This is a genomic window from Lactobacillus amylolyticus (genome assembly GCF_003999355.1).
Taxonomy (GTDB): Bacteria; Bacillota; Bacilli; order Lactobacillales; family Lactobacillaceae; genus Lactobacillus; species Lactobacillus amylolyticus.
In genome coordinates, this window is sequence record NZ_CP031835.1 from 1,355,906 (window position 1) to 1,375,361 (window position 19,456).

Genomic DNA, 19,456 nt, shown 5'->3' on the forward strand with positions numbered 1-19,456 from the left:
TTTATCTTTATAATTTATTTTTATTAACGATTAAATTAGAATCTTGCCATACCTAATGCATGTTGAGCAGCTAGGTTAAGCAAACTCCATTGACGGTCAAATCCTGGTTGGAAGAAGAAGTCTTGTTCAGCCAATTCTTCCAAGCGCATCTTATGACTAATTGCCAAAGCTAAAACATTGCCTTGAGCAGTAATATCATACTTAGAAAGGACAGCACCGCCTAAGATTTGGTGAGTATATGGATTAAAGGTTAAGCTGACATATACCTTAGGATTATCTGCTTCTGGAACATAAGCTGGACGCATATGATCTTCATAGAAGCTAGTTTGATAATCAAGCTTATTCTTAGCAGCTGAAAACTTATTTAATCCCGCAGTAGCGAAGTGATAGTCAAAGACGCTAAGAGCTGAAGCACCGATAACACCCTTGAAAGCGCGATCTGGCTTATCTTCAAAGATATGATCAACCACATATTGTGCTTCTCTTCTAGCAGTAGTAGCTAAAGCAATTGGCATTGGCTTACCTACTGGAATAGAAAGTGGCAAAATTGCATCTCCAATAGCGTAAACGTCTTTAACATTCGTTCTCAAGTATGGATCAGTCTTAATCCAGCCTCTTTGATCTAAATCAACGGTGCCCTTTAGCCAATCAGTATTAGGAGTTACCCCTGCTGAAACAACAACCAAGTCAGCTGGTACATCGCCTTGATCGGTCTTGACGCTTTCAACTTTTTCATTACCATTGAAGCCTTCAATTTTAACGCCCATCTTCAAGTCCATATTCTTCTTAAAGGTAGGTTCCAAAACATCAAGCAATTCAGGGTTCAAGTAAGTTCCTAATGGACGATCAATCATGTCCATTAAAGTTACATGCTTGCCAGCTTTAGCAAATACTTCACTAGCTTCAGTACCAATATAACCAGCACCAACAATAGCAACATTCTTAATTGCTGGATTGTTAACAGCACTCATTAACTTAGAAGCCCAATCACGTCCACGCATTAAATAGATATTCTTAAGATCATTGCCAGGTACTGGTAAAACCTTTGGCGTTACACCTGATGAAAGAATTAACTTATCATATTGAACTTCTTCTTCAGAATTATTGGTTAAATCCTTAACTGTTACTGTCTTATGTTCAGGATGAATCGCGGTTACTTCATGGTTGGCATAAACATGACCGCCCTTCTTTTCAACATCTTCAGGAGCAAAGTTTCTGACGTCATCTTCAGCCGTAACTTTATTTTCTAAGTATAATTGCATACCACAGGACATAAATGAAATAAAGTCGCCAGCTTCATAAACAGTTACATCTACATCATTATATTTATCCAACAGCTCAATTGCTGATTCATGACCACCATGTGAAGCACCAACAATTACAATTTTACGTTTATCCATAAAATCCTCCTAACACAATAGTTTCTTCATTACATTTTCAAGGGTAACACTTATTACTTAATGTCTATCATATTTTGCTCAATAAATTGATTAAAAATAAAAGTTTGGAGTTGACGCTCCAAACTTTTTTGCTATATCTTCTGCTCAACATCATGAATCTTCACAACTAATACAGCGCGAATCCAATCAAATTGGGCTTTCATTTGATCAAAATATGCGCCTTCATTAATGAATTGACCACTGCCATGAATATGATAACCGCGACCCATTCCAGCGGTTCCTGAATAATTATAAGAACCAATCGTAATGATCAGTTCATGTTTTGGATCTTTTTCAAAATCTTGTTCAATCGAGTGCATCCCCGCAGCTGGAATCAAAATTATATCATCAGAAACCACGTTAATATATTGTGACCAAGTATTAACTACGCTAGCTGGATTACCATTAATCGAGACAATCGTTGCCGGCTCTTTGTCTTGTAAAACATCTAAAAAATCTTCGTTCATTATTTTTGTCATGATTTTTACCTCCTATGTTCTGCTATTCAACTATATTCCTAAACACCGCCAAGTTATGACAGAATTTCAAAATTAATATTGCTGGATAATTCGTTGCAACTTTTCCAAATATTTTTCTTTTAATTCTCTTGACTTAATTATCTTTACTTCAGAACCAAGTGAAATCAAATAATCCACTAGATAATGCAATTCTTCTTTATTGTAACTGCCATTTAAGTAAATTCCTTGTCGGTTATGAATCACTTTCATAATTGGATATGAATTATATTTTACTTTCTGCTCGCCAGCCTTAGTTAATAAACACTGATATGGGATACAATAATGCTTTTGTTCATATTCTTGGTAGCTTTCACTTAATTCATTTTTACTCATTATTACTCGATCAGGTTTCAGTTGTTTGACCATCTTAAATTTATCCAGACGTAAAACAAACCAACGTTTCAAATCTAAATTATAAGCATGACAGAACCAATTCCCTGCTTGATAAAACAAATCAAGTAGTTGCAACTTTTGTTTTTCTTTAATAAACTGCTGATTTTCAGCCAATACCAAATCATTATTAATGCATGCCTTAAGTAGCAAATCAAAAAATGTCACTTTATTCAAACTAGGCTGACTAACATACTGAACAAATTCTTCCTGAAGATTTATTTGTTTCTGCAACCTAGTAGGCAAATTCTTTAATAACTTGACCTGAATTTTTTGATATGCATTACTATACGGTGTTTCACTAATATTTTTAATCGCCTGTAGGGCAAAGAAAATAGCATTAATTTCTGCTGTATTAAAACGAATTGGCAATAGCAGTTTACTATTAGTAATGTGATAACCACCACTACGACCAGTTTCACTATAAAAAGCTAATCCTAATTGTTCCAAATCCGCAATATCCCGTAAAGCAGTGCGTTCAGATATAGCAAAAGCTTCTTCTAATTCCTTTAAGTGAAATACTTTTTTATCGCTTAGATAGATCAATTCTTGGTTAAGTCGTTCAGATTTTTTCATTTTCTAGTATTTCCTGTCAAAACATGTCAGTCTTTAAGCTTATAATAAAACTAACAAGCTACTAGAGCAAGGAAGGTATTATTATGGTGGATATTTTAACTAATCAAACTACTAATCAAGAATTCTCAGACTTCGCTGTAGAGCAAATTCATAATGTAGATGTTGCCACTACTCATCATGGTGAACCAAGTACTCAAGTATGTGATCTGCTTTTAAACAAGAATGGAAAACTATATATCGCTACTTCAAGTCAAAATCCATTCTTCAAAGATTTAATCAAACAACCAAAGGTCATCGTTAATGACTACAAAGGTAATGGCACCATGGATTCATGTGGCTTTTCTATCCGCGGCACTATCCAAAATGTTGGACATGAATACATTGATGAAATATTTGGAAAAAACGATTACTTAAATGAAATATATGCTGATAACGTTGAAGCGGCTAAAGAAGATCTAAGAGTATTGGAAATCACTCCGTTAGAGGCTGGCTATCTTGATCATCGTACCCATCCAATCTTTATGCGAAAATTTAAGTTTTAGTTTTGCCCAGTTATTCACATTTTGACCAAATGAATCTCAAGCTTAAATAACTGCCGCATTAAAAAATAAGCTGGTCGGAAAGACTAGCTTATTTTTCTTTTCAATCTGATAGCCTTGCTTTTTAGTTTCTTCAACTAAGCCGGCATCAACTTCTTCTAGTGCTAATTTCATTAATTCTCTAATCAAATCAAAGAAGTAGCACATTAATGCCTTTTCACGAGCAATAACATTATTTTCAGACTTAATAATTTTGACGATTTCAGTTACAATTAATTCCATAAAAGACCAGCTTCTAATGTGTTTTTTTTGCTTAACATCATACTACTGGTCTTTTTGTTTCGGAGTCAAGTCCTGAAATGGATTTGACTCTTTTTAATTTATATTTAAACGTTATCGCAAACTATTTTACACTTAGCAATCATTGATGAGTGTAGCTATTTCTTTTTTCGCTTAATAAACATGCTGCCTAAGCCTAGATTTGATAAAAGTATGCTTAGCCATGAAAGTGATTCTTCTCCTGTTCGTTTGTTTCAACAGTTTCAGGTTGAACTGGCTTATCATTATCCAGTCTTTGTGGTTTTCTACCACATATCCTAAATCTTCATACCTTTTAGCCACTGCATTAAATCCAGCATCCGCTGCTTTTGAATCATAGCCTCTTAATTCAGCGCTTGCCTTCCCCTGAGCAATTGTATAAGTACCAACAATTCCTGGATCTTTGGATAAAGTGGGATTATCATTTCTCAACTTTTTAGCAGCTGAATCTGTTAATTTAGCATAATATGTACCAACATTTTTAGGATTTTCTACAATAGCATCACCATTTTTATCAACCCATTGAAAGCTACATTATTGATGCTGCTGGTATTTAGTTTTTTATCACCATCTGACAAACTAAACTTATTAACATCAATCTTATTAGTTTCTTTTCCGTCATATTCCTTAGTGTTTTGACTTCCAATTTGCCAAGTATCTGAATCAGTTGCCGGATTATTATGTCCGTTGCTGCTATTATCAGCAGTATTTATTCCGGTATCTGCACTCACCACTTGAGAACTAAAGCCGAAAAAAAGAAACTCCAATCAAAGCTGAGACAGCTCCAACTGATAGTTTCCTAATTGAATATTTATTTCTTTTATTATGTAAATTGCTTGCGTAAGTCATGAAGGCTAAGTAGAAAAGGATGTCGCCTGCACCAGATAAGAAACTGGCAACTGAAAATCTTCTGTAATCTGCGTTTTTAAGGAATACGTTCATAAGTCCTAACCTCTTTTTTCTTTATTTCGTTTCTTGTTGAAATTATAATAATGTGAAAAAGAGATTAATTTTTAAAAATGGCGTATACGACATTTTTAGGAGAAAAAGATGACAATTGGCGAATTATTGAAGCAAAAACGACTTGAGAATAATAAAACTCAAAAAGCCTGGGTTGGGGATATTGTCAGTCCTTCTTACTACGCTAAAGTTGAAAAAATCAGCATCGCATTTCTGCCGAAGATTTAATTGCTATTTTGAAACAGAATGACGTTGATGTCGCAGGCTTTTTCAAAGACTTACAAAATGAAGAAGATAATACTAAAAAGCTAGAAAATGAAATTGATCATATCATGATTCAAGCCGTCTATAATAAGGACACAAATCGACTTAAAGCTCTTATTCCTCTTATCGATAAATGTGATTGGTCTCAAAAAACAAAAGATGAATATCATCTAATTATCAAAGGAATGATTGAAAGCACAAAGTTAGATATTATCCCTAATTATGATCCTGATAAAAAAGTAATTCAGGATTTAAAGGACAGAATTTTTAGCATTCCTGATTTCAATCAATTCAAATTAGAAATGTTCGGTAATTTCATGATCTTTTACGATTGGCAAACAAATATTTTTATTACCAATCAGATTCTCAAACAATTTGATAATAAGAATGATAATAAAGAACTCTTGGCTATTTCGGCAATTCTAAGTAACCTAATTTCACAATTAGTTGAAGCAAAGCAATACGATAAAACAAAACCATTCTTTGATGCGGCAGAAAAAATTCCAGCCACCCCGGAATTATATTTTACAAGAACTGTACTTGACCTTCACAAATATGTGGTTGCTTATCACTACAATCACCAGCAAGGAGATCTTGATAAGGCAAAACTGATCGCTAAAACTTATCAAGTTACTGGTTTTAAGGAGTTCAGTAAGACTGTGCAGCATTTTATCAACCAAGAAATAGAACGTCTAAAAGAGGCTAAAAAATAGCATTGCAACCATTAATTGACAAAAATTATAGCCATGTTGGTAGAATGCAACCATCGTTCACGCTATGATTTTTAGTAAAATCAAACTAAGTGAGGTAACAAGCATGAATTTAAATCAAAAAATCACCCAATTAAGGAATGATAAAAAGTGGTCACAAGAAGATTTAGCAGAAAAAATAAATGTAAGCCGTCAATCCGTTTCTAAATGGGAAAGTGGACAAGCAAAACCAGATTTAGATAAAATTATTGTTTTATCTGAAATTTTCAATGTCTCAACTGATTATTTATTGAAAGATGATGAAAAAGAAATAAATAATGCATCAACTAATAAACATCGATTTAATTTTTCATATTCACATCTAAATTCTGCTATTTGGACAATAGCAGTAGCGATTTATATCATCTGCGGTTTTGCATTTGACAACTGGGATCTTAGTTTAATCATTATTCCAGTCGCAATGATTCTTTCTGTTCTGACTAGATTATTTATAAATTAAAAAGACGATTCCAATGAATCGTCTTTTTTAATGCGTATGTCCTTCAATCGCAACAATGTCGCCTTGACCATCTCGTTCAACAATCGCACCAATCGCTGCCGTCAAGCCTTTGACAATATTGTCCAATGACATCGATGGCATCGTCGGCCGCCTTACAACCTGTTCCGGCAAAAACGGAATATGAATAAAACCTGCCTTGAGCGTTGGAAATTCTTTTTCCCGCAAATATTGCACTTGATAAAAAATATGATTGCAAACATAAGTCCCTGCAGTATCCGACACCATAGCGGGAATTCCAGCATCTCTAATTGCCTTAACTTCAGCTTTAATTGGCAGCTGCGTGAAATACGCCGCAGCTCCATCTTCATGAATTGCTTCGCCCAATGGTTGATAGCCAGCATTATCTGGAATACTGCCATCATTAATGTTGATTGCTATTCTTTCCGGCGTTAAGCACGCGCGTCCGCCAGCTTGTCCAACATTCAACACATAATCAGGGTTTTCTTGTTCAATTGCCTTTTTAACAATCTGTGCGCATTTATTAAAAATCGTCGGTATTTCCAACTTAACAACTTCAGCATCGGCGATTTTATCTGGCAATCTTTTCACTGCCTCAATAGCCGGATTGATTTTTTCACCAGCAAATGGATCAAAGCCCGTAACTAAAATCTTCATTCTCTTCATCTTCTTAAAAGTTTCACGTGTAACCTACAGCAAAGTCATCATGTGAACAAAACCTAATGAGTTGTAGCACATATGCGTCAGTATTGAGTAGCGCAAATCTTTTGTCGACATATATACCCAGCCAAGAACGCAGCCTAAAACCCAATAAACATAGATAAACTTAGTGAAACCAGGATCATGCATATAAGCGAACAAAAAGCCTGAAACTAAGATACCAGCCCATTTATTAAATCTAGTTGCCTTAGTAAAAAATGTATTGAAAAACATCCCTCTAAAGATCACTTCTTCGCAGACTGGAGCAACGAAGCAAACCATGATTTCAAATAATTTCCCACTCTGCTTAGAAAGCTGGTCTAGATTCTGCTGGTTAGTTGAAACTGTTTTTCCTTGACTAACCAATTGCAGCATAATGCCACCCAAGACCGTGATCAAAATAAAGCCAGCAAGAAAAATCATTATCCGGCGTGCACTCCAGTGCGGTCGCTCATTGAAGCCCCAGTCATTTACCGATTGCAGCTGCTTTTTGTACATCCAAAAGATAAACCAAATTACAGCAACTGTTACTAGTGCCGTTGCAAACCCTTGAATTGATAATGGTAAATGATATCGTTGTTTGATTTGTTTAGGAAAGAAATAAAAATCTTGCAGTATGCCATATAAAAACAATGCAATTACTGCTTCAGCAATATTGCCACCATAATGAAAGATTTTTTTCATTCAATAACTCACCTTAATTTCTTAGGAATTTAACTAATGCTTTTATTATAATGGATATGTGTAAAAATACCTAAGGGATGGTTTATATGACTAATTTAATTCACTTTTTTGAACAAAATCGGGGCTTCAGCTATTTTTCAATTTTACTAACAATCGCCTTGCTTATTTTCTTAGTCTCATGGCTGATTGAACCTAGAAGATTGATTAATGGCATTTTCTTTACTTTTTTTCTGTTGATGTTCGCCGGCTGGCTAACTATTTTAGTTCTCGCCACTCAGTTAAGGACGCTCAGAATCGTATATGTCTGCCTTGTTTTGCTGTTTTTCCTGCTAATCTTCTTGATTACCGCCTTCTCTTGGCTATTTTGTCTGTGGAACGCTTATTTTGTGTGGAAATATGAAAGTCATACCCTGCCTAACTTATTAACCTTAATCTTGGGTATTGGCTTAATTGTTGTTTGGGTTATCACGCTTTTGGGGCCAGCAAAATACTTGCCTCGCTGGTTAAATGTGCTCTTGACAGCCGCACCAACGATCGCCTTTTACTTGGTCTTTTTAATGTACAATTATTTAGTCAACAGCATCCTTTACCAATTCGTACCGCGCCACTACAATCAAGATTATTTAATCGTGCTAGGGGCCGGTTTAATCAATGGTGAAAGGGTAACGCCCCTTTTAGCAGGCAGAATCAATCGCGCTATCCAGTTTGCGCAAAAACAAGTAGATAAAGGAAGAAAAATGCCTAAAATCATCATGTCTGGCGGCCGCGGAGGCAATGAAAAGATCTCTGAAGCTCAAGCAATGATGAATTATGCTATTAGCCGCGGAATAAAACGGGACGATCTTTTGCTTGAAGACAAATCCGAGAACACATATCAAAATATGCTCTATTCCAAGCGCGTTGCCACCAAAGATTTTGGCAGCGATAAATTCAAAGCAAAATTCTTCAGCAACAATTATCATATTTTCCGCGCTGCATTCTATGCAAAAAAGGTGGGATTACGTGCAAATGGCGTAGGTTCCTATACTCGCTTCTACTTCCTGCCTAATGCAATTATTCGTGAATTTGCTGGTGTTTTTGTCATGCACAAAAATCGCCATGCAGTTGTTATCTGTCTTATCGTTATTTTCTGCATTATTCAGGCAATCCTCGTCGCAACCGGCAGTGAAAAACTGCAAATGATGTAGGGCATTTATCTCACAGTTAATGAATGGTCGATGTTATACTACTTTTAACTAATAAATTGTTAGTTTGGGAAAGGTAAAAAGTATGCTTCAACTAAAAGATATTCGTAAATCTTACCACCTTGGAGACACCGTCACTCATGCTTTGGACGATGTCTCTATTTCTTTCCGTGATCAAGAATTCGTAGCCATCTTAGGTCCAAGTGGTTCTGGTAAAACTACGATACTAAATATTATCGGGGGACTTGATCATTATGATAGCGGTGACTTGATTATCAACGGAAAATCTACCAAGAATTTTAAGGAAACTGATTGGGATGCTTACCGCAACAACACGATCGGTTTTATTTTTCAAAACTACAACCTAATCTCTCACCTATCAATTATTGATAACGTAGAATTAGGAATGAATTTATCCGGGGTACCTGCTAAAGAGCGCCATGAAAAGGCTATTCAAGCATTGACCGAAGTTGGCTTAAAAGAGCACATGTACAAAAATCCAAACCAGTTATCCGGTGGTCAAATGCAGCGTGTTGCAATTGCCCGGGCAATCGCAAATGATCCCGACATCTTGCTATGTGATGAACCAACTGGGGCGCTAGATACTGTAACTTCCGTTCAGATCATGAAACTGATCAAGAAGCTATCCAAAAATCGCTTGGTAATTATGGTTACTCACAATCCAGAACTAGCTAAGGAATATGCCACTAGAATCGTTAATTTCCAAGATGGCAAAATTCTGCATGATTCTGACCCTTACCAAGTTAACGAAGTTAAAGACACTTTCAACCTTAAACGAACAAAGATGTCTTATTGGAACGCGATTAAACTTAGTTTTACCAACATTATGACTAAAAAAGGGCGAACTATTTTAACCGCTTTTGCTTCGAGTATCGGAATTATCTCTATTGCGGTCGTATTGTCGATTTCAAACGGTTTTCAAAAACAAATCGATACTACGATGAGCAAGGCTCTGGCAAAATATCCAGTGGCAATCACGGCAACTGCCACTGACATGACAGCCATGAAGAACCGTAAGGAATCCGATAAAAATGTCAAAAATCGCGGCTATGTCACGGCTAAGCCTGACGAGGCCGAACAGAGCACGCACATCAATAAAATCACGGAAGCTTATGTTGACTACGTTAAAAAAATCAATCCTAACTATGCCAACAATATTTCTTATCAACGAGCAATCAGCTTGCATCTATTAGGGCTAAAGAATGGCAAGGCTGAAAAAGTACAGTTTTCTACTACTGACCCTAATTCCAATCAATCGGTTTCTCAAATGCGCAGTCAAGCGCTGAGCTCGATGGGAATCGGATCCAGCGTATTCCCCACTACTTTGAATAAAAACAAAGGCAATTTTTTGAAACAGAATTATCAATTGCTTTCTGGTACTTGGCCAACTAAAGCGACAGATTTAGTTATTGTTGCCGACAACAAAAATACGGTTAATATCAATGCATTGAAGAATTTAGGTCTCAATGTGAAAAACAATTCTAAGATCAAATTAAGCAGCTTGATTGGTAAAGAATTCAGTGTTGTTGCTAACGATGACTACTACCAAAAATTGCCAATTGGCATGTTTATTCCGAAAAAAGCGACTAGCAGTATGTATAACAATGGTACCAAACTAAGAATTGTTGCAGTTATCCGACCAAAGAGTGAAGATTCAATGCAGCTTCTTTCAAGCGGTGTCGCTTACAGCGATAAGTTGACTCAAAAAATTATCAACGAGAACAAAAACTCAGCAATTGTTAAGGCACAAAAGAAGACCAACCGCAATGTGATGACTGGTCAAGTAATGACTGCAACCGAAAAGAAGCAAATGATGCAAACACTTGGCGGCAGCAGCATCCCTACTGGCATCATGATTTATCCAAATAATTTTGACGCTAAAGATAAGGTACTTGATTACTTAAATAAGTGGAACAAAGGCAAGAGTAAAAAGAATCAAATTGTCTATACCGATATGTCCAGCGCCGTAACCAAGATGACTGGTGGCCTGCTTAATGGTGTGACAACGATTTTAATCGCCTTTGCCGCTATTTCATTGATTACTTCAATGATTATGATCGGTATTTTGACCTACACCTCTGTTTTGGAAAGAACCAAAGAAATTGGAGTGCTTAAAGCATTAGGTGCCAGAAAACGCGACATTACACGCGTCTTTGATGCCGAAACCTTTATTCTAGGTGTCTTCGCCGGTGTACTTGGCGTTGGAATTGGATACTTGTTGACGTTTCCAATTAATACGGTTATCTATAACATAACTGACTTGGCAAACGTAGCTCAATTAAATCCGCTTCACGCGCTTTATCTGATCATCATCTCTACTGTTTTGACATTAATCGGTGGACACTTGCCAGCAAGAATGGCAGCCAAAAAGGATGCCGCAATCGCTCTTAGAAGCGAATAAAACAGCTCCATTAACTTTTATGTGAAAAAGTCATAAAATAAAGCTGAATATCTTTAAAGAAAAAGTCGCCTTTCCAATCTGGAAAGACGGCTTTTTCTTTATATCATATCGAGTGGCAGCTTGTGAGTCGGTTGTGGAAAATCAGAATTGATTAACCGCAATTCATCATCGTTAAGTTTAATTTCTTGTGCTGCAATATTTTCCTTCATATGACTAACCTTGCCTGATTTAGGAATTGATAAAATTTTCCCACTGCGCAGGGCCCAAGCAAGCATTATTTGGTGTGGCGTAGCATCATGATCACGCGCTACAGTCTTTAAATTATGCGTAATTCTGATCGTATTGCCTTTGCCTGAATTGAATGGCGAGTAGCCAATAAAGTTAACCTTATTTTCCTCTTGCCATGGCAATAGATCATATTCAACGCCGCGGTGATCCAAGTTATACAAGTCTTCATTGGCAAAGCATGCTCGACCACCTGGTACGGAAAAAAGTTCTTTCATATCAGGAGTATCAAAGTTTGAAACACCCCATTGCCGAATCAGACCTTCCTTTTTTAGATCTTCCAATCCACGAATCGTATCTGATAACCGGTGACTGCCCCGCCAATGAAGCAAGTATAAGTCTAAGTAGTCCGTTCCTAATCTCTTAAGACTAGCTTCAAGACTTTTGCGCTCAAGTTTAGGCGTTGCATGATAAGGGTAAAACTTAGAAATAAGATATATTTGGCTACGATCATAACCTTTAATTGCTTGACCAACCAAGGTTTCGCTTTTGCCTTCACCATACATCTCGGCAGTATCAATAATCTTAATGCCATTATCTAATCCATATCTAATTGCTGCAATTTCGTCTTTTTTCTTTTTAGGATCTTCACCTATATTCCAGGTACCTATCCCTAAGCCAGTTAAGTCCATCTTTTTCACCTCACTTAGATTTTACTACATTTTTCGATTGACAAAATGGCATAGACCACTTTATAATGGACTAGACCAGTAAATAAAGGAGGATTTATTCATGATAAAAGTTATTGTTACAGAAGACCAAATTGAAGGCGGAGCTAAAGCATTTGAAATTTTCGAAAAAGGGATTAAAGACGGAGCCAAGGTTTTAGGCCTTGCTACTGGTTCTACTCCAGAAACTCTTTACCAAAACTGGGTAAAAAGCGATCTTAACTGCTCTGGTCTTACTAGTATTAACCTGGATGAATACGTTGGTTTAAAGCCAGATAATCCTCAAAGTTATCATTACTTTATGCAAAAACATTTATTTGATAAAAAGCCATTCAAGAAGACTTATATTCCAGATGGAATGGCAAAAGATATTCCTGCTTTTTGTAAAAAATACGATCAAATCATTAAGGACAACCCAATCGACATTCAACTGTTAGGTATCGGTCGCAATGGTCACATTGCTTTTAACGAACCAGGTACTTCATTTGAAATCGGCACCCACGAAGTTAAGTTGACTGAAAATACAATCAAGGCCAACTCTCGCTTCTTTGACAATATTGATGAAGTGCCAAAGAGTGCTATCTGTATGGGTCCAGCCAACATTATGGCTTCTAAGAAGATCGTTTTGATGGCTTTTGGCGAAAAGAAAGCTCATGCCGTTAAAGAAATGATCGAAGGTCCAATCACTGAAGATGTTCCTGCATCAATTTTGCAAAAGCATGCTGACGTAACGGTAATCGTTGACAAGGCAGCTGCCAAAGAACTTGACGATAAGTATAAGAACTAAACAAAATTTATGATAAGAAATGCCAGTTAAGCAAAAATGCTTAGCTGGTATTTTTATTTCTATTCGATTTCTACTCAAAATACAAATCCAGAACTTGACTTTTTACCGTTTAACAGAATTAAAAAATTGCTTGTTAGACCCAATATATCGTATTAAACTATTTAATGTTCTACATATTGTGTTGAAGAAAGAGTGTGATTCAAGTTATTGTCTTAAGTGGGCCCATTGGAGCCGGAAAATCCAGTTTAACCAGTATTTTAGCCGAACATCTAGGTACGCAAGCATTTTATGAAGGCGTCGATAACAATCCCGTTCTTCCCCTATACTACAAGGATATGAAGCGTTATACCTTCTTGCTTAATACTTATCTGCTCAACCACCGCTTAGCTCAAATTAATCAAGCAGTTCAAGAAAAGAACAGCGTTTCTGACCGTTCAATTTATGAAGATGCACTTTTCTTCAAGATGAACGTGGATAGCAAGATTGCCGATCCAACTGAGTTCAAGATCTACGACGATTTGCTTGAAAACATGATGGAAGACACGCCTGGCAATCCAAGCAAAAAGCCAGATTTGCTTATCTACATCCATGTTTCTCTTGATACTATGCTTGCTAGAATCAAGAAGCGCGGCAGATCCTTTGAACAAATCAGCACTGATCCAGGTTTAAAGGACTACTATGCTCGCCTTTTGAAGTACTACGAACCATGGTATGAACACTATGACGCATCTCCTAAGATGATGATCGATGGTAATAAGCTTGATTTTGTCACCAACATGGGTGCTCAACGAGAAGTATTAAATGAAATTGATGATAAGTTGCACCAAATCGGTAACTTATAGTCTTAATGAATGAAATAAAAAAGAAGGAACGTGATGACAGTTATTGTTTTAAGCGGGCCAATTGGAGCCGGTAAATCCAGTTTAACCAGTATTTTAGCTAGATATTTAGGAACTAAGCCATTCTACGAAAGTGTTGACGACAACCCTGTTCTGCCACTCTTTTATGCTGATCCAAAAAAGTACGCATTCTTGCTTCAAGTATATTTTTTAAATACGCGTTTTCACAGTATCAAAGAAGCCTTAACCGCAGATAATAACGTACTTGACCGTTCAATTTATGAAGATGCCTTATTTTTCCAAATGAACGCAGATATTGGTCGTGCCACACAAGAAGAAGTAGATACCTACTATGAATTATTGAACAATATGATGGGCGAATTGAAGCGGATGCCGAAGAAGAACCCAGATTTGCTTGTTCACATTAATGTTTCATATGATACGATGATCAAACGAATTCAAAAACGTGGTCGTCCGTATGAACAGCTTAGTTACGATTCAACGCTAGAAGACTACTATAAGCGTTTATTAAGCTACTACAAGCCATGGTATGAAAAATATGATCATTCACCTAAGATGGAAATCGATGGTGACAAGTTTGATTTTATAGCTTCTGAGAAGGACCGTGAGATCGTCTTGGATCAAATCGTTGCTAAATTGAAATCTATCGGCAAATTGCCACTCAACTGGAATAAATCGACCGATATTCAAATCGAAGCATAAAAAAACTCCTGCAAGATTATATTCTCGCAGGAATTTTTATTTAATGAAATTAATGCATGATAGTAGTTAAAATTGCACCAGCAAAAATTAAAATCAAACCAGTAATAGTAAAGAATATAGCCTCCTTGCTCTTCTTTTCATGCAAGAAAATCATTCCGCCTAAGGTAGAAATAACTACTGAAAGTTGAGAAACAACGAATGCCGTGTTAACGCCATTATCTTTAACTGACAAGATATAGGTCGTTGCCGCAATTGAAAAGATGAAACCAGCAAGCAGGCTTTGCCGGCTGCTTTTTGACTTTATTTCTTTCATTTGCTTGGTAAATAGCAGATAAATTAAAACTGCAACAACCATCCCAACTGATTCTGGGAAGAAAATTGCTAAACCAGATGCGCTCAAAGCACGTGGAATTGCGTTGTAAATGATAAAACCAAGCGTGGTGCAGACCAACATGATAATAGTGCCGACTTGATTCTTTTCACTGCCTTCACTTGTGCCGGAAGCTGAAACAGAGGTAAGGATTGCTCCCACAATTAAAAGAGCAATTCCGATAAAGCCCCAAATTTTAGCATTAGTTGAAGCCCATTCTCCAAAAATCACAACCCCAACCAATGAAGTTCCGATTAATTGCAAACCAGTTGAGATTGGCATTGTTTCAGAAACACCGATCTTGGCATATCCAGTATACTGACCTAATTGGCCCACTACCCAAAAGGCACCAGCCAAAGCAGCCATCAAAAATGTTTTGCCATCAAGAGCAGTAGCAGCCTTGATAAAAGGCAAGGTAATTAATCCAACGATTAACGTTCCAACTGCAGTTCCGAAAATCTGATTAATCGGTTTCCCATTAATCCGTGCAACGGCAAGCGGCAAAATGCCCCAAGCCAGTGCCGGTAGCAGCATATACACAATATTCATAAATTTTTTCTCCCTATGTTTGTATTATCTAAAAGTAAGTGAATGAAGTTATTTTAGCGGTTGAATCACCGGAAAGTCAATTATTTTATTCAATCGAAGAAATAAGTCCAAACAATAAATAACTATTTTTAATAAGATTTCTTTCATAATTCGTGTTTACATTTTTATATGAGAATGATAGAGTAAAAGAGTTGTTGAATTGGGATAAAAACACGAACATTATATACGGGGGATAAAAATGAATTTTATTAAGTCTTATTTTCAGCTTGATAAATATAAGACGACAGTTAAAACCGAATTTTTGGCCGGTTTAACTACTTTTATCAGCATGTCTTATATTTTATTTGTTAATCCTAATGTTTTAGGTGCTTCTGGTATGAATACCGGTGCAGTTTTCACTGCTACTGCCCTTGCCGCAGCACTTGGTACTGCAATTATGGGGATTGTCGCCAACTATCCAATCGGTGAAGCACCTGCTCTAGGAATCAATGCTTTCTTTGCTTATACCGTCTGTGTAGGCATGCATGTTTCCTGGCAAACTGCGCTGGCCAGCGTTTTTGTTGCTTCTTTCATCTTCATTTTGATTACTTTGTTCAAGTTGAGAGAAAAGATCATTGACGCAATTCCAGCTGATTTGAAGTTTGCTATTTCATCTGGTATCGGTTTGTTTATTGCCTTTTTAGGTTTGCAAAATAGTAAGCTGATTGTTGCTAACAAATCAACCTTGGTTGGTTTAGGCTCCTTCCACGATCCACTCGTTTGGATCACCATTTTTGGTTTGATTGTAACGGTTGTCTTAATGATTTTGAAAGTGCCTGGTGCAATCTTCATCGGAATGATTTTATCTGCTGTTTTCGGTATTTGCACTGGACAAATTGCCCTTCCACATAAGGTAATTTCCGTAGCTCCAAGTTTGGCTCCAACTTTTGGTCAAGCTGTTTTCCACATTAAAGATATTAATACCGTTCAAATGTGGGTTGTTGTTTTGACCTTCTTATTAGTTACCTTCTTTGATACAGCCGGTACTTTGATTGGTTTGGCCCAACAAGCTGGCTTTATGAAAAACAATAAGATGCCACGTATCGGTAAAGCTTTAACTGCTGACTCAAGTGCGATGATGGTTGGTTCCGTTCTTGGTACTTCACCAGTTGGTGCTTTCGTTGAATCAAGTGCCGGAATCGCTGTAGGTGGTAGAACTGGCTTGACAGCCGTTTTTGTAGCTATTTTCTTCTTAATTTCAATGATCTTCAGCCCACTTTTAGGTGTCTTTACCGTTCAAGTTACTGCTCCAGCTTTGATCATTGTTGGTGTCTTGATGGCTCAAAATACCGCTCATATTCACTGGAATAAGCTTGAAATTGCCGTTCCTTCATTCTTAATCATCTTAGGAATGCCACTTACCTACAGTATTTCTGATGGTTTATCATGGGGAATGGTCACCTACCCAATTTGTATGCTTGCTGCAAAACGTGGCAAGGAAATTAGCCCGATGATGTGGGTATTGTTCGTTGTCTTTATAATTTTCTTGTGGGTTTTGAATTTCTAATTTTAGTAATTAATGTTGCTGATCTAAGTGAAAACTTAGGTCAGTTTTTTTATTGCCAAAGATTTATTTAGAAAAAACCGAATATATTTAATTAAAAACGTTGTAATTGTTAACTATTTAGTTATAATAAAAATTGAACATTCGGTATTTTATTACAATCTTCGTATTTTATCTTTAATTTATAGAATATAATCAGATATTTACGAACAATATATTCTGGAGGATTACATGAATTCTATCAATAGTTTTTTTCATTTAAGTGAGAACAAAACCTCATTTAAAACAGAATTATTAGCAGGTTTGACTACTTTTGTAAGTATGTCTTATATTCTTTTCGTTAACCCTAACGTGTTGGGTGCCAGCGGAATGAATAAAGGCGCTGTCTTCACGGTTACAGCCTTAGCAGCTGCTTTTACTTGTATTGTGATGGGGCTTGTAGCTAATTATCCAATTGCTTCTGCTCCAACATTAGGCTTGAATGCGTTCTTTACTTACACCGTCTGCCTAGGAATGAAAGTTAAATGGGAAACAGCATTGGCTGCCGTTTTCGTAGCTTCAATTTTGTTCATTTTGTTAACGGTATTTAAAATCCGTGAGATGATCATTGATGCGATTCCAGCAGATATCAAATATGCTATTTCAGCTGGTATTGGTTTATTTATTGCTTTCATTGGTTTGCAAGGTGGTAAATTAATCCAAAACAGTGATTCAACCTTGGTTACAATCGGTGCTCTAACCAACCCAACCGTTTGGATTACGATCTTTGGTTTAATTGTCACTATTTTCTTGATGATCGCTCGTGTCCCTGGTGCTATCTTTATCGGAATGATTTTGGCAGCTATTTTTGGAATCTGCATCGGCCAAATTCCAATGCCTACTTCTATCGTTTCATCAATTCCAAGCATCGCACCAACCTTTGGTCAAGCTATTTTCCACGTTAGCTATATTAATACCATTCAGATGTGGATCATCGTTTTAACCTTCTTGCTTGTTACCTTCTTTGACACTACTGGTACTTTAATCGGATTGGTTCAACAAGCTGGCTTAATGAAGGACAACAAGATGCCACGTGCAGGTCGCGCTTTGGCTGCCGACTCTTCTGGTATGCTTGTTGGTTCTGTTCTTGGTACTTCACCAGTTGGTGCTTTCATTGAATCAAGTACTGGTATTGCCGTCGGTGGTAGAACCGGTTTAACCGCTGTTTGGACAGGGATTTTCTTCTTGATTTCAATGATTTTTAGTCCAATCCTTAGTGCTTTTACCACTCAAGTCACTGCTCCAGCCTTAATCATCGTTGGTGTATTAATGGCTGAAAACTTGGCCCACGTTCACTGGACCAACCTGGAAGTTGCTATTCCATGTTTCTTAATTGTTTTAGGTATGCCACTTACTTATTCAATTTCCGATGGTTTAGCTTGGGGAATTATTGTTTACCCACTTTCAATGATTGCTGCTAAGAAGTTCAAGCAAATTACACCTATGATGTGGTTGCTGTTCGTTGTCTTCATCATTTACTTTGCAGTATTAAACATCTAACCTTATATAAAAATCTCTTTCAATCATAGAAAAAACCGAGTCCAAATTTGAACTCGGTTTTATTGTTTATCGTGATACTTCCAGACAATATGATTTTTTATGGCATTCAGGGCAACGCAGTCTTCTGAATTTAGGCGTATGAGCAGCCCAGAAAAACTGTTTAAGTTTTGGAACAAATTTTCTACCGCAATTCGGGCAAATATACGCTACATTACGATAATACATCAACGTTAATAATGTGCCACCAATAATAATTAAAATCATCATTATGGCAAAAGTCAGACTTGCTGCAAAAGCTTTTTCTTGTTTAGCCATTAGCACTGTGCCATAGATTCCGATTATTTCAATTAAGAAAAGCATCGCTGCATAAACCCACATTTTTCTTCTGTAATGCGTCAACTTAATTTCATTTCTCATAATTTTTGTAAGTCAGCAACATTTTCATTTTTCAAGTTTCGTGGACGCAAGATTTTTCAAAATTTTTTATTTGCCTTTGTTTATCTTTTAATGCTTCTATTTTTTCTTCGTTAATTTCTTTTTGTCTTTCAATCAAAAGCTGAAATGACCGCGTGCTATTCTTGTCAGCTAGCAATTTTTGATGTCTTTTAAAGAAAGGCCCAGTTCTCTTAAATACGAAATCAATTTTAATTGTTCTACTTCTTTGGCTGTATAAATCCGATAGCCATTTTCTCCAACGCTTGATGGTGAAACTAAATTTTTTTCGTCATAAAATCGAACCGTCCTCGGCGAAACGTTAGCCAATTTTGCAGCCTCGCTAACACTATATTTATCATCTGACATTACTGTCACCTCTTTCTACTATATAAAATACAGGTTTACGATGCGTTAAGGTCAAGCCTCTTTTTTTATTTCCCAGGAAATGTCACTTCAAACACGAACAATCTGTGCTAAACTAAATACAATACATTTTAT

At 36.6% G+C, this 19,456-nt stretch carries 22 protein-coding genes and 2 pseudogenes; 11 read left to right on the forward strand and 13 right to left on the reverse strand.

Annotation, left to right across the window (positions count from 1 at the left end; translation table 11 throughout):
- Positions 1–35: 35 nt before the first annotated feature.
- The 3 genes from D0Z64_RS06990 to D0Z64_RS07000 form a co-directional block, all read right to left on the reverse strand.
- Complete coding sequence (locus tag D0Z64_RS06990; protein WP_080881850.1) at positions 36–1,400, reverse strand: NAD(P)/FAD-dependent oxidoreductase; 1,365 nt, start codon at positions 1,398–1,400, stop codon at positions 36–38.
- Between the two features lie 131 nt (positions 1,401–1,531).
- On the reverse strand, positions 1,532–1,918 hold the full coding sequence (locus D0Z64_RS06995; protein ID WP_080881851.1) for an FMN-binding protein: 387 nt from the start codon (positions 1,916–1,918) through the stop codon (positions 1,532–1,534).
- A 72-nt stretch (positions 1,919–1,990) separates the two neighbouring features.
- Positions 1,991–2,923: a helix-turn-helix transcriptional regulator gene (locus D0Z64_RS07000; protein ID WP_080881852.1), complete on the reverse strand. Its 933-nt coding sequence runs from the start codon at positions 2,921–2,923 to the stop codon at positions 1,991–1,993.
- Positions 2,924–3,006: 83 nt separating this feature from the next.
- Here D0Z64_RS07000 and D0Z64_RS07005 point away from each other — a divergent pair, with 83 nt between their 5' ends.
- The gene (locus D0Z64_RS07005; protein WP_080881853.1) at positions 3,007–3,465 is read left to right on the forward strand and encodes a hypothetical protein; all 459 of its coding nucleotides are present in this window, start codon (positions 3,007–3,009) and stop codon (positions 3,463–3,465) included.
- Positions 3,466–3,552: 87 nt separating this feature from the next.
- On the opposite strand, the pseudogene D0Z64_RS07010 reads toward D0Z64_RS07005, so the two are convergent.
- The 4 genes and pseudogenes from D0Z64_RS07010 to D0Z64_RS07025 all read right to left on the reverse strand — a co-directional run.
- A pseudogene (locus D0Z64_RS07010) lies at positions 3,553–3,744 on the reverse strand (ISLre2 family transposase); the annotation flags it as partial.
- A 171-nt stretch (positions 3,745–3,915) separates the two neighbouring features.
- Entirely contained in the window at positions 3,916–4,278 is a 363-nt protein-coding gene (locus tag D0Z64_RS07015) for an MBG domain-containing protein (RefSeq protein WP_164742137.1), read from the reverse strand.
- Positions 4,272–4,547, reverse strand: coding sequence for a hypothetical protein (locus D0Z64_RS07020; RefSeq protein ID WP_080881855.1), 276 nt, complete (start codon positions 4,545–4,547; stop codon positions 4,272–4,274). Before D0Z64_RS07020 ends, D0Z64_RS07015 begins: the two co-directional genes overlap by 7 nt.
- Positions 4,548–4,554: 7 nt before the next feature.
- A pseudogene (locus D0Z64_RS07025) lies at positions 4,555–4,722 on the reverse strand (YSIRK-type signal peptide-containing protein); the annotation flags it as partial.
- Positions 4,723–4,830: 108 nt separating this feature from the next.
- Between D0Z64_RS07025 and D0Z64_RS08585 the strand changes: the two are divergent.
- From D0Z64_RS08585 to D0Z64_RS07040, 3 genes are all read left to right on the forward strand, one after another.
- A complete protein-coding gene (locus D0Z64_RS08585; protein ID WP_006351709.1) occupies positions 4,831–4,968 on the forward strand; it encodes a transcriptional regulator in 138 nt (45 codons plus the stop codon).
- 8 nt (positions 4,969–4,976) lie between these two features.
- On the forward strand, positions 4,977–5,717 hold the full coding sequence (locus D0Z64_RS07035; RefSeq protein WP_080881856.1) for an Rgg family transcriptional regulator: 741 nt from the start codon (positions 4,977–4,979) through the stop codon (positions 5,715–5,717).
- Between the two features lie 103 nt (positions 5,718–5,820).
- Positions 5,821–6,213: a helix-turn-helix domain-containing protein gene (locus D0Z64_RS07040; protein ID WP_164742132.1), complete on the forward strand. Its 393-nt coding sequence runs from the start codon at positions 5,821–5,823 to the stop codon at positions 6,211–6,213.
- Between the two features lie 27 nt (positions 6,214–6,240).
- Here the strand turns inward: D0Z64_RS07040 and pcp are convergent, their stop codons facing one another.
- Both pcp and D0Z64_RS07050 read right to left on the reverse strand, forming a co-directional pair.
- Complete coding sequence (gene pcp, locus D0Z64_RS07045; protein ID WP_080881857.1) at positions 6,241–6,888, reverse strand: pyroglutamyl-peptidase I; 648 nt, start codon at positions 6,886–6,888, stop codon at positions 6,241–6,243.
- Between the two features lie 33 nt (positions 6,889–6,921).
- Positions 6,922–7,614 carry a type II CAAX endopeptidase family protein gene (locus tag D0Z64_RS07050; RefSeq protein WP_080881858.1) on the reverse strand — a complete coding sequence of 231 codons (693 nt, stop codon included), beginning with the start codon at positions 7,612–7,614 and terminating at the stop codon, positions 6,922–6,924.
- An 86-nt stretch (positions 7,615–7,700) separates the two neighbouring features.
- Here D0Z64_RS07050 and D0Z64_RS07055 point away from each other — a divergent pair, with 86 nt between their 5' ends.
- On the forward strand, positions 7,701–8,801 hold the full coding sequence (locus tag D0Z64_RS07055; protein ID WP_080881859.1) for a YdcF family protein: 1,101 nt from the start codon (positions 7,701–7,703) through the stop codon (positions 8,799–8,801).
- A gap of 82 nt (positions 8,802–8,883) precedes the next feature.
- Positions 8,884–11,220, forward strand: coding sequence for an ABC transporter ATP-binding protein/permease (locus D0Z64_RS07060; protein WP_080881860.1), 2,337 nt, complete (start codon positions 8,884–8,886; stop codon positions 11,218–11,220).
- Positions 11,221–11,318: 98 nt separating this feature from the next.
- On the opposite strand, the gene D0Z64_RS07065 is transcribed toward D0Z64_RS07060, so the two are convergent.
- Positions 11,319–12,137: an aldo/keto reductase gene (locus D0Z64_RS07065; protein WP_080881861.1), complete on the reverse strand. Its 819-nt coding sequence runs from the start codon at positions 12,135–12,137 to the stop codon at positions 11,319–11,321.
- Positions 12,138–12,240: 103 nt separating this feature from the next.
- Between D0Z64_RS07065 and nagB the strand changes: the two genes are divergently transcribed.
- The 3 genes from nagB to D0Z64_RS07080 all read left to right on the forward strand — a co-directional run bounded on the left by nagB (position 12,241) and on the right by D0Z64_RS07080 (position 14,522).
- Complete coding sequence (nagB, locus tag D0Z64_RS07070; protein WP_040457207.1) at positions 12,241–12,960, forward strand: glucosamine-6-phosphate deaminase; 720 nt, start codon at positions 12,241–12,243, stop codon at positions 12,958–12,960.
- 194 nt (positions 12,961–13,154) lie between these two features.
- Entirely contained in the window at positions 13,155–13,802 is a 648-nt protein-coding gene (locus D0Z64_RS07075; protein ID WP_080881862.1) for a deoxynucleoside kinase, read from the forward strand.
- 33 nt (positions 13,803–13,835) lie between these two features.
- A complete protein-coding gene (locus D0Z64_RS07080; RefSeq protein WP_127345819.1) occupies positions 13,836–14,522 on the forward strand; it encodes a deoxynucleoside kinase in 687 nt (228 codons plus the stop codon).
- Between the two features lie 49 nt (positions 14,523–14,571).
- Here D0Z64_RS07080 and D0Z64_RS07085 read toward each other — a convergent pair whose 3' ends face one another.
- Positions 14,572–15,441, reverse strand: a complete 870-nt coding sequence (locus tag D0Z64_RS07085; RefSeq protein WP_127345820.1) for a GRP family sugar transporter — start codon at positions 15,439–15,441, stop codon at positions 14,572–14,574.
- A 238-nt stretch (positions 15,442–15,679) separates the two neighbouring features.
- Between D0Z64_RS07085 and D0Z64_RS07090 the strand changes: the two genes are divergently transcribed.
- Both D0Z64_RS07090 and D0Z64_RS07095 read left to right on the forward strand, forming a co-directional pair.
- A complete protein-coding gene (locus D0Z64_RS07090; protein WP_127345821.1) occupies positions 15,680–16,987 on the forward strand; it encodes an NCS2 family permease in 1,308 nt (435 codons plus the stop codon).
- A 228-nt stretch (positions 16,988–17,215) separates the two neighbouring features.
- Complete coding sequence (locus D0Z64_RS07095) at positions 17,216–18,523, forward strand: NCS2 family permease (RefSeq protein ID WP_127345822.1); 1,308 nt, start codon at positions 17,216–17,218, stop codon at positions 18,521–18,523.
- Between the two features lie 66 nt (positions 18,524–18,589).
- On the opposite strand, the gene D0Z64_RS07100 is transcribed toward D0Z64_RS07095, so the two are convergent.
- Both D0Z64_RS07100 and D0Z64_RS07105 read right to left on the reverse strand, forming a co-directional pair.
- Complete coding sequence (locus tag D0Z64_RS07100) at positions 18,590–18,940, reverse strand: hypothetical protein (protein ID WP_127345823.1); 351 nt, start codon at positions 18,938–18,940, stop codon at positions 18,590–18,592.
- Positions 18,941–19,108: 168 nt separating this feature from the next.
- Positions 19,109–19,324 (reverse strand): MerR family transcriptional regulator, encoded by a 216-nt coding sequence (locus D0Z64_RS07105; protein ID WP_127345824.1) that lies wholly within the window; start codon positions 19,322–19,324, stop codon positions 19,109–19,111.
- Positions 19,325–19,456 lie beyond the last annotated feature (132 nt).